Raw genomic sequence first — 8692 nt, forward strand, 5'->3', positions numbered from 1 at the left:
TGCTTACTACTGGAGTGACCGGACTCAGTGAGTCTTTTACGTGGGGACTGCGGGACAGAAACCGCAGGGAGGATAGGTTCTCCACTCCGTTCATCAGGGTGCCACGTCGCACCCATCCATCAGCTTTTTTGGTAACAGAAATCTGCTTAACCTTAAACCCAGACGGAATTGGTCGGTGCATTCTGACCTTAACTGCTCCTAGCTTCGGCAAACGAATATACATCCATCTTTTCCGAACCAACTTAACCCAATCATTTTTAGCAGTGGCAAAAGTCATAGTCCGAAAATCGGAAACAGTTTTAAACCGGGGCTTCCCCGAGCTATTGCCATTACTATCGCCCATAATAAACCGTTCAAACGCTTTATCTACTCGCTTTGATACCTCCTGTAAAATAGTCGAATCTACTCGCGCCAAGTCTAGCAATTCGCCACTGTGAAATACCCGAACCAAATCTTGTTTGATAACTGGTAGTTGCTGCTTTTGAGAGTAATAATTAGGTTTTTCTCTTGGCTGTGCGATGCTACTTATCAACGGGCAAGCATTCACTGCTGTCCGGTTCATCTCCCACCAATCGAGTCGATCTCCAAGTTGGCGATTATACCAATACCGCGAGACTCTAAGCCAGTAATTGAACTGATGCTTCTGCTTGGTGTCTGGATAAAATTGGTACTGATAAGTAACTTTCACAGGCGTTTCGACCGCACGTACTGAATTAGTGTTATCATACCAGCCCGAATATTTTAGTGTCAACTGTGAGTAAAGACTTAATTCACAAAGCTAGGGGGGTTTCAGACTTCAAATGCCATTTAGTGTTAACCACCAAGTATCGGCGTAAAGTACTGACCGATGCAATGCTGACGCGCCTAGAAGAAATATTTACTGCATTGATGGAGAAGTGGGAGGGACGATTGATAGAATTTAATGGAGAGCGCGACCACGTTCATTTATTGCTACAATACACCCCGCAGACTGAGCCGAGTAAGTTAATTAATAACCTTAAAACCGTTTCCAGCCGATATTTACGCAAAGAGTTCGCCGACTTAATAAATCGGGTTTATTGGAAGGATGTTCTTTGGACAAATGGCTACTTTATTGCTTCTTGTGGCGGTGTGACTGTCGAGCAGTTAAAGAAATATATTGATGAGCAAGACCGACCTATTAACTAGCATAGATTTTCTGTTCACGTCCTCATCCACCCCATCGCTTTTAACGGCTACGCTATTAATTCTCAACAGGGGTGGAATCGTCCGTTCACACGCAAGCGAGATCCCACACCAACCTTATCAGGTATGGTGTGGGGATTCCCGGCCCTCTAGCTAAACAGTGGTTTTTGACCATGTTGCGGACACTTAAATCAACGCACGGCGATTAAATCGTTAGACTTTACAACGTGACGTGCCAGTCTCTTGGCATGTTCGGTACGCTGCCTAGTTACCTTTAAGTGTTTTTTGGCATATCGGCGTCTTGCTTTGCGACGATTGTTTTTACCTTTTTCCTTTTTGTAGATGCGCCGTTGAGCGTGCTTAATAGCTTTTTCAGCTTTGGCTAAAAACCTGGGATTTGGTTGAGTATGTCCGTTGGAATCGGTGTAAAAAGTTTCCAATCCTACGTCTAGTCCGATGACATTGCCAGTTTTTGGTTGAATCTCTTGACGTTCAACATCAATCGCGAACTGGCAATAGTAACCATCGGCTCGACGCACCAATCTGACGCGCTTGATCGATTTGACTGGGTAGGTATGGATGTCCCACTTGCCCAGCAACTTAACCTCACCAATCCCTTTCTTGTCGCTAAAAGTTATGTGACGGAGAGTGGGATGCAGCTTGGTGGAGTCGAGTGAGGAATCGCTTCCCCACACTCTCCTACAAAACCGTGCTTGCAAGTTTCCCCGCACACGGCTCCTCAATTGTTTGGCACTTGTTATGTGTACCTCTTTACCCAGGTTTGGGTTAGGGGATGAGTTCATAAGAGTCATCGCTTCTTATTTCCCATTCTTTTAGTTCCCACATGGCGTGTAAAATGTCGTGGCAGTGTCTGTGTATAGCCGTCAGGTTTGTGCGCTTGTTGTTTTTGCGGTTTTTGTCTTGATGGTGAATTTCCACAAGGCTATCTGACGTGAAATACAGACCGCAGTGTGAACATTTCCCTTTTTGCTTTTTCAGCAATTCAGATAATGTTTTTGGGGTTTCAGGATAGTTCTTTAACCCTTGACTCCAGTAGACCCAATCTCCGTCATATGGGCTTTGATTACCGTTCACCGTGTGTCTTGTTATTTGTGTATCTTCGTGTTCGGCTAGTTTTAACCCGTCAGGTGTAGCAAACGTCCATTTTCTTGCTGCGATTTCTCTCCAGTATTTTCGGGCGTTGCTTTCCTTTTTGCATCGACGTTTTGCCCATGCCCAAAGTTGCTTAAAGGTGATGTGACTTAGCTTGTCGAAAGTTGACTTACTTGCAACTGTGGAGAAATAATTGCACCATCCCCTAATAACTGGGTTGAGTCTAGTTATTAATGCGGCTTGTGGGGCTGCATTATGTTCTTTGATGATGGTTGCTATTTTCTTACATTGTCCCTTTACGCTTTTCTTTGAGGGGTTGATTATCGTCTTAAATCCTAGTGTTTCTTTGTTGGTGGATTTCCCAGTCTGATATTTTCCTACTGGGTACTGTCTGATATTGAACCCAAGAAAATCAAACCCAACATTTTCTGAGTATTCAGTAAGTGTATGGGATATTCTTGTTTTACTAGGTTTAAGTTCCCAGCCAATGTCACTTAGCCACTCTGCTATTATTTGCTGGCACTTTTGGATTACGGCGAGGTCTTCGTGCCAGATGACAAAATCATCTGCGTACCTTATGAGGCTTAGACTCATTTGGTTTACCTTTTTCCCATACCCCGGTCTACAGGGTAAGGTAGCCGCATATTGTTTTATCCGGTTTTCCATGCCTTGTAAGGCAATGTTAGCTAATAGCGGGGAAATCACTCCGCCTTGAGGTGTGCCTTCCTCTGTAGGACTGTAACCTTTTTGCCTATGGGCATAATTGCTCCAGTCAATCACCCCAGCTTTTAACCATGCGCGTATTTGTCGGCGGATGGTGGGGGATGTATTGAGTTTTGCCAGAAGTGCATCATGGTTAATTCGGTCGAAGCATTGGGCGATGTCGGCGTCTAGCACGTATTTTGCTTTGTACCTAATCGCGTTAAAAATTGCTCCAATCGCATCGTGACACGACCTTCCGGGTCGGAATCCGTAGCTGTTAGGCTCGCATCTTGCCTCCCATTCCGGCTCTAAGGCAGCTTTTACTAGGGCTTGGGTTGCCCTATCGTGCATTGTGGGTATCCCATAAGGGCGTTTTTCCTCTCTTCCGGGCTTGGGAATCCAAACGCTTCTGGTTGGTTTTGCTTTTCGGTTTAACTTCAGTTGGTTTACAAGTTCCAGCCTTTGTTTAGGGGTTAAACTTTTTACCCCATCTATTCCGGCGGTTTTCTTGCCCTGGTTATCCTGGGTTACCCGGCGCACGGCTAATACCTTAGCCGACCAAGAGTTAATCAAGGTCTTTTGAAGCTTGCGGACTGCTCGAACATCTCCAGGTTGAGAGGCTTGGAATATGCGCTTTTGTAGCTTGAAAACTACTCGTTCGAATTTACGCCAAGGAATATCTTTCCATTCCACAGTCGCCAATTCTGACTCTGTATTAGACATATTTACTACTACTTGTTCCTCTTCCCTCCAAACAATCGTGAATCTGTCAGCGTATCCTCACTGTTAGGTGAGGCGTTGGCTTCTGATTCAATTTCTCTCTTGATACATCATTTGGCTAGCTACCTACTCAGGTATCGACCTTTCCTGAGAGATGTATAAGAGTTACTTCGTTCCTCATGACCATTGGTTGAATCTTGAGAGCGATGCTATCCACCGAGGTTAAGGGAAGCGCTTATTGGTCAAGGCTGGAGTTGCCAATTCCCTACCTTTGCCCTTTTGGGACTCCCAGTGTATCAGCCTTATTTCACTGGTTAACGTTAACGATGGTTCAGACACATCTTCACTTGCGTTACTCATGGATTCTTGCTAAGGGGGATGTCAGCTTAGGCTACTGTTTTACCCCTATTTTACTTCCCCGCTTCATCCTGTCAATTGCTAATTGTTCAGAATGGGGGAAGCGCTTTAACCATTGCGCCTATGGAGAGGGACTTGCACCCTCATGGTCATTAAGTTGTCAAGAGTTGTATTCAACCGATACGAGAGGTTGAACTCTTGCTCCTCGTATACTTTGAATTTAGATTCTCCGTTTTTCGAGGAAACGAATCGCACCCACCGCTGGCTAAGTACGGATGTCGCCATCCGCACTCGCCTACAAAACCGGACGTGAAAGTTTCCCTTCATCCGGCTCCTCAATGACTTGGTGCTTGTCACGCAGACCTCATTACCCTTGGGGCTTAGGCGACTAGAACAGATGGGCATCTAACCATCCATACTCTAGTTCTTTAGTGCCAACAGCGTCTGGCGCTGTTTTGGTGTCGTGGCAGTGTCGATGTAGTAACTGGAGGTTATCGTAGCTGTTCCTTCCGCCTTGTGACTTGGGGGTTTTATGGTCGGTTTCCAGCCTGTCTCCATCCTTAAAGAACAGTCCGCAGTGGGTACATTTCCCTTTCTGCTTTTTCAGGAGCGTTGCTACTCCTTTTGAGGCTTCTGGGTGTTTTCCCATTCTTGCACTCCAGTAAATCCAATCGCCGTCGTAAGGGCTGCGTACCCCTTGCACCTTTATGTGTCTAACTATTGGTGTTTCTTGGTGCTTTTTGAGGTGCATGGTTTTCCCTTTACCCTCTCCCCTAATGGCAAAGACCCAATTATCGTTTCCTATGGATTGCCAGTATTTTCTGGTAATCCAATTTTTGTCTTTGTTCGGGTGGCGGCGTATTGCCCAAGCTCTGAGTTGTTGATAAGTGATGGTATCTAGTTTTGAGTAAGTTTCCTTACTTACCACCGCTGAGTAGTAATTAGACCATCCTCTAATGACCGGGTTGAGAAGGTCAATTAGTCCCTTTTGTGGGTCTGTCTTATGGTTTCTAATTATCTTACTCAGTGACTCAGAGTGAAGTTTTATCTTCTTTTTACTTGGCTTGATGATGGTCTTGATTCCAGTTATCTTTCCTTGTGTATCTTTACCCGATTGATATTTGCCAACCGGGAATTGTCTGATTGTGAACCCCAGAAAGTCAAACCCTGGTTCTTCTTGCTCATACTTATTTAAGGTGTGAGCTAACCGGGTTTTATTTGGTTTCAATTCCAGTCCCATGTCATTTAGCCACTCAGCTACTACCTGCTGGCATCTTTGAACAACGGTTATATCATGGTGCAAGATGACAAAATCATCTGCGTATCGAATCAGGCAGGGAGGATATCGTACAGAGCCTAACTGCTTGATTCTGTTTTCCATGCCGTGGAGGGCTATATTAGCCAGAAGTGGGGAGATGACCCCACCCTGCGGTGTTCCCTCGGTCGTTGCCAATAGCTTGGAGCTATCTATCACTCCCGCTTGTAACCAAGCGCGAACTTGTCGGCGAATGGTGGGAAATGTATTTAATTTTTCCCACAGTGCTTTGTGGTCTATGCGATCGAAACATTTGGCAATATCCGCGTCTAGCACATATTTGGCTTTTCCCTTCATTGCGTTAAATATTGCTGCAATCGCATCATGGCATGACCTTCCAGGTCCCAAGCCGTAGCTGTTGGGTTCAAATTTCGCTTCCCATTCTGGTTCTAGTACCATCATGGTTAACGCTTGCAAGGCTCGGTCTTTCATTGTCGGGATGCCCAGTGGTCGCTTTTCCTCTGTTCCAGGTTTAGGAATCCATACCCTTCTCGTTGGTTTAGCTTTTCCTGAGAGTTTTAGTGTGGCTACCAAGTTGAGACGTGCTTCTGGGGATAGGGTTTTAATCCCGTCCACTCCGGCTGTCTTCTTTCCTTGATTGTCTTGTGTTACCCGTCTAACCGAGAGACACTTTGCTGACCAGGAATGTATCAGTGTTTTTTGGAGTCTACGGACTGCTTTGACATCTCCACGTTGAGAGGCTTTGTATATGCGATGAAAGCAACTTGAACACTCGGCGTTCTAGCTTTCGCCAGTTCAACTGGTTCCATTCCACCGTCAGGTTTCCCTGCGTTTTAGACTTTTCCATTGCTAATTGAGCCTATACTTTTCCAAATCATCGTGCCTACGTCTGCATATCCAAGGCATTACCCAAGGCATTGGCTTTTTAGGCAATCCCACCACTCCCATAGCATTTGGATAGCTTCCTACTCAAGCGTTCGACCTACTACTTGAGAGCTTATTAGGAGGGTTACTTCGTTCCGGATAACCATTGGTTGAGTCTTTAGATTGATGCTGTCCACCGGGTTTATTGGGGGTGTTTACTCGTCATCATCAGAAATGCCAGTCCCTTTATCCTTTGCCTTTTGGCTCCAGCCTGTCAGCCTTTTGGCTGGTCTACAATGACGATGGTTCGGGCGCATCTTCAAACCGTGGTTTTAATCATGGACTCTTGCTAGGCGGGATTCCAGATTAGGCTTCCAGTTACCGCCGTGTTTCCCCGCTGCATTGGGCAGTTAAAGTTGCTAATTCTAACTGTGGGGGACATGCTTTCACCACTAACACCTGTGGGGTAGGGCTTAAGTTTTCTAGGGTACTTACTTTCACCTACATGGTTACCAAGTTGTAAGGTTTCCCTTACTAGCCATCCCTGAGCAATATACTCATTTAGGCTAAACGAATCGCAGCTGACGTTTTGTACTCGACCGAACGGTTGTCTTTTTGGAACTTGGGGTAACCTTTCTTGCCTGGTTTTTTGGCTTTGCAGTTGTCGTAAAACCGAGAAATTGAAGCCCAACAACGCTCAGCAGATGCTTGTCCTGCATGAACGTTAAGGTCTTTAACAAAAGGGTAGGTACTGCGTAGTTCTGTTACATGATTACAGAGTCTGGCATAATTGATTTTAGCTTCTTTGGGAGCGTCCATCCAGTACCGTAAGCATTTGTTCCTGACAAACTGAGCCGTTCGGATGGCTTCCTCAATAGCTTGATATTGATTTGGTTTTGCCTTTACTTTGTACTCTAGAACTAGCATTGAATCGACCCCTCAATGTTCTTGCTCTATTATACTAGGGCTACGTACAAACCTCCGGACAATTTTATGAAAAATATCAGATTTGAAGTTAGGCTTACTGAGTATGAATTGCACCAGCTAGAAGAAGAGGCGACGAGGCGGGGTATGACAAAATCAGCAGCTCAGTCGCAGTTTAATAGCAAGATTGCCCGAACCTTTACAAAAAAAACATTTGTGAGACTAAAGTCTCACGCGGTCACCCCGGTCTTTTGACACGGGGCTTTCGCGCATTGTTCTGTAACGATGTATAGCCTGAAGTTGGAACTAAAACTCAATAAAAAAGAGAGGTCAAGACTAGCTGGTTGTGCTGGTTTTAGCCGCTTAGTATACAACTTCGGTTTATCGTTGCTGACCTCCTCCTGGGGATTTGAGGGGATCAAGGCTACTGACTCGTGAGGAGAGTTTCTTCTTCTTGACCCGACCACACTGGCAAGTCACAGGACAGCTTTTTGAGCCACTCCTCGCACTAAAGTGACGAGGAATCAGGCCAGGAATTAAAGTTAGCTTTTCGCTCATTAATAGCTATCTGGCTAACCGTTTCTGGCTTCATGCAGAACTGCTCTGAGGGTGAATGACTCAACCTACTTTTGGACGCGCCTAATTGTTCGCAGTTTATTTGAAAGTCCTTCCATGCCTGCATTAAGATCGACTCCGACCTTTCCCACTCATTTTGAGCAAGATGCAATAGAAGGTTATCTTCGTCATTGACGTATCTACTCAGGTATGCAGCGAAAAGATCGCGATGCATCACAACTCCTGTTTGGTCATAGTGAACGCGCTCTGATAGTTTTTTCTTAATCCGTTCACCAGTTAAATGGGTTTGTGACAGTGCAGTACGTGAAGTAGAAAACTTAACGAATTGCCCACCGGCACTTACAGCAAGAGCGAGCTAATTCAGATTGCACAAAACCGGGATACTTAGCAGAAATAGCTTTACCATATCGCTTCTGCCATGCCTTTACCGATACGTTTTCTGTGCAAGCTCTGATTACCATGTCTCAAAATCTCGTTGACGATTCTCCGGTTTTGAGACTTAGCATAAGCGATCTTACGCCGTTCTAATTCTCGCTTTTTGCGAGCCAACTTTTGATATGTTTTAGACTTTTTCCATTGGCGACTACCCGGTTTTACTTTACCTTTCTTCAAGACAATCTTACGCCCTATCTGACCGAAAAAATCAGGTGAGTAGTTTTCGGGATTGCTGGCTCTTTGGGAGCGCTGCATCTGACGCTGTAATGCTTTGATTTCACCTTCATATGTTGGTACTTGTTCTGCGAAGGAGAGCAGTCCGGCGTTGTCACCGACGAAAGCCATGTTGGAAATGTTAATATCTAGTCCAATGATGCCATCGGAAACGTAGTTTTTCTCTTTTTGATAGGGCTGTCCCTCGTTAATTAACTGGACATACCAGCGCTGATTACCATTGAGTTCTCGAGCCAGTGCGGTCTTGGGGTTCCCCCAAGTGGAGCATCTGGCGTGCCACAGAAGGCGAACGTATTTTACCGGATGATTTAAGCCATGTTGGATGAC

Annotated in this window: 6 protein-coding genes and 3 pseudogenes; 2 read left to right on the forward strand and 7 right to left on the reverse strand. The window is 45.4% G+C overall.

The features are described from left to right. Positions 1–688: RNA-guided endonuclease InsQ/TnpB family protein (locus tag MiSe_RS45300; protein ID WP_226593295.1), on the reverse strand; the 688-nt coding region annotated here is incomplete at its 3' end. A gap of 65 nt (positions 689–753) precedes the next feature. Between MiSe_RS45300 and tnpA the strand changes: the two genes are divergently transcribed. Continuing rightward, positions 754–1167 (forward strand): IS200/IS605 family transposase, encoded by a 414-nt coding sequence (gene tnpA, locus MiSe_RS45305; protein WP_226593297.1) that lies wholly within the window; start codon positions 754–756, stop codon positions 1165–1167. A gap of 112 nt (positions 1168–1279) precedes the next feature. On the opposite strand, the pseudogene MiSe_RS45310 reads toward tnpA, so the two are convergent. The 5 genes and pseudogenes from MiSe_RS45310 to MiSe_RS45325 all read right to left on the reverse strand — a co-directional run. Next, positions 1280–1826 (reverse strand): annotated as a pseudogene (locus MiSe_RS45310) (RNA-guided endonuclease InsQ/TnpB family protein); the annotation flags it as partial. A 124-nt stretch (positions 1827–1950) separates the two neighbouring features. Next, complete coding sequence (gene ltrA / locus MiSe_RS45315) at positions 1951–3702, reverse strand: group II intron reverse transcriptase/maturase (RefSeq protein WP_226593301.1); 1752 nt, start codon at positions 3700–3702, stop codon at positions 1951–1953. A 742-nt stretch (positions 3703–4444) separates the two neighbouring features. Next, positions 4445–6179: pseudogene (ltrA, locus tag MiSe_RS45320) on the reverse strand (group II intron reverse transcriptase/maturase). Between the two features lie 395 nt (positions 6180–6574). Next, positions 6575–6697 (reverse strand): hypothetical protein, encoded by a 123-nt coding sequence (locus MiSe_RS51710; protein WP_264197024.1) that lies wholly within the window; start codon positions 6695–6697, stop codon positions 6575–6577. 81 nt (positions 6698–6778) lie between these two features. Further along, positions 6779–7123 (reverse strand): annotated as a pseudogene (locus MiSe_RS45325) (RNA-guided endonuclease TnpB family protein); the annotation flags it as partial. A gap of 282 nt (positions 7124–7405) precedes the next feature. On the opposite strand from MiSe_RS45325, the gene MiSe_RS45330 reads away from it, so the two are divergent. Beyond that, positions 7406–7558 (forward strand): helix-turn-helix domain-containing protein, encoded by a 153-nt coding sequence (locus MiSe_RS45330; protein ID WP_226593303.1) that lies wholly within the window; start codon positions 7406–7408, stop codon positions 7556–7558. A 537-nt stretch (positions 7559–8095) separates the two neighbouring features. Here the strand turns inward: MiSe_RS45330 and MiSe_RS45335 are convergent. Then, positions 8096–8692: nuclease/transposase family protein (locus MiSe_RS45335; protein ID WP_507770240.1), on the reverse strand; the 597-nt coding region annotated here is incomplete at its 5' end.

This window comes from Microseira wollei NIES-4236, assembly GCF_020521235.1.
Taxonomy (GTDB): Bacteria; Cyanobacteriota; Cyanobacteriia; order Cyanobacteriales; family Aerosakkonemataceae; genus Microseira; species Microseira wollei.

Excerpts from the sequence above, each read along its gene's own strand:
- ltrA (WP_226593301.1), bottom strand. The coding sequence starts at position 3,702 with ATGTCTAATACAGAGTCAGAATTGGCGACTGTGGAATGGAAAGATATT.
- MiSe_RS45330 (WP_226593303.1), top strand. The coding sequence starts at position 7,406 with ATGTATAGCCTGAAGTTGGAACTAAAACTCAATAAAAAAGAGAGGTCA.